Source organism: Bacteroides sp. An269 (genome assembly GCF_002159755.1).
GTDB lineage: Bacteria > Bacteroidota > Bacteroidia > Bacteroidales > Bacteroidaceae > Phocaeicola > Phocaeicola intestinalis.
On sequence record NZ_NFJG01000220.1, the window covers coordinates 1 to 1,736 of the forward strand.

Annotated in this window: 2 protein-coding genes; both read right to left on the reverse strand. The window is 41.5% G+C overall.

Annotated features, from left to right (window positions below):
• Positions 1 to 181: 181 nt before the first annotated feature.
• On the reverse strand, positions 182 to 703 hold the full coding sequence (locus B5F71_RS19355) for a hypothetical protein (protein ID WP_087213604.1): 522 nt from the start codon (positions 701 to 703) through the stop codon (positions 182 to 184).
• Positions 704 to 711: 8 nt separating this feature from the next.
• The gene (locus B5F71_RS19360; protein WP_087213607.1) at positions 712 to 1,434 is read right to left on the reverse strand and encodes a PoNe immunity protein domain-containing protein; all 723 of its coding nucleotides are present in this window, start codon (positions 1,432 to 1,434) and stop codon (positions 712 to 714) included.
• Positions 1,435 to 1,736 lie beyond the last annotated feature (302 nt).

Consider the following 1,736-nt stretch of genomic DNA (forward strand, 5'->3'; position numbering starts at 1 on the left):
TCTGTTTTCTTACCAATCGAAACTAACCATTTTATGTAGCGGTTGTCCCATTTCAAGAGGCTTAGCCAATACAAAGGGTTTAGCATCCTCCAACAAAGGATGAACAGCAACTTGTAAGTGCAGTAATAATTTATATTGTAATATTTCTCCAATAACTTTAGCATGATTTTGATGGCTTAACTTAATACACTATAATCACAAGGTCTTTTTGCGCTTCGTTGGCTTCATCGAAAATGAAATTCAAGTCGTCCATTTCTTGTTCGTAGTCGTAATCCCCGATGCCTTCACCCTCTGGCAACGAGGTGTATTCCATTCGCTTGCTTTTCAATTCGGAAACAGGTATGCTGACGATATAAGGAAAATCATCGCTCAACGGGATAGGAATAAACGTGCTTTGGCTGTCCAACTGCCATACGTTCTCCGCATGGTATATTTGTGTCCCGTAATGGCGGCATATCCCTTCATACACATAGCCGTATAGGAAAGCCATTTCGGGGTGGCGGATTTCCCCGTCCACGATGTCAGCCAATACCGCATAAGCATCCTTGCCCGTGCTCAGGCTATCGCTGAAATAATCATTCAGCCTGTCAAGTTCCTGCTTCAATGCTGCCGTTAGGCGGTTCAGCATCGCAGTGTCGCAAGCCCCATAAACGGACTTGACCTTATCGGCATCGGTCAGATATGCGCAAACTGAATAACTCATAGATTTCTTTATTTCGTGTCGTTCCAATGTACCATATCGTAAGGATAGTATGGCAACCCTTTCAGGTTGCTGTCATCCAGCCCCAAAACTTTTACCAATGCACCGCTTTCAAAACTCCAATATCCGTCATGTATTATACCATATTTGTGGTCGTCATGCCAAGCACAATCGGAATGTCCACGATACCATTCCCTTTTGAGATACTTTTCCAATCGCTTTGTCGTCTGTGTCTTGTTTGTTTTAGCTAAATCCGACACTTCCAAGATTGCCCGATAAGGCACATCGTCAAACACACAATCCGCCATTTCCTTCCGTTCCGGGAAACGGTAATTCAGCAACACATCATAAACACGGTCTTTAACTTCTTCCCTATCTATAAGTACACGGAGTTTGTGAATGACATTATCATCATACTCCAACATGATACCTATCGAAAGCAGCCATAACATCTGAACATAATAGCCATACGGAGTCCAACATTTTTCTAAAACATTGATTGTTGAGATATAATTGGATTTTATACATTCTAATTTCTCTCCCATTGAATACATGGTCACAATATAATTGACTTTACAATCAAACAAACGTCCATAGAAATCCGGATTAACAGGTTCTTTTCTATTTCTTTCTGATTGTTCTATTATACTGTTAAATCTTTCTATTCTATCAGTGTATTTAGCTAATTGCTTCACATATTGTTCTTCCGTAAAAAGTTTATCTCTTGTTTCCATATAGGGTACATTGTTTTGATGTTCATGTTCGGTAGCTTACAGCCAGACCACACGGGGATTGATGTCCCACAGCCCAAAGGTACGAAAAGAATCGGAGAAACAAACCGAACGGTTTGGAAAAGTCGCGAAAGAGTTGGCGGAAGGGGAAGAAAGGCTGTAGGCATCCTGCCATTTCCCCCGCCAATCATTAGGGTCATCTTAAAGTTCCAGTGAATTTTCCTTAAGCAAGAAGTCGTAAATGCTGATGGTCGTAATCCCGGCTTCATCCCTTGTTATGGGGCTTTCCTCTCCGATAACGATAA

Coding starts and splice junctions, on each gene's coding strand:
- B5F71_RS19355 (WP_087213604.1), bottom strand. CDS start 703: ATGAGTTATTCAGTTTGCGCATATCTGACCGATGCCGATAAGGTCAAG.
- B5F71_RS19360 (WP_087213607.1), bottom strand. CDS start 1,434: ATGGAAACAAGAGATAAACTTTTTACGGAAGAACAATATGTGAAGCAA.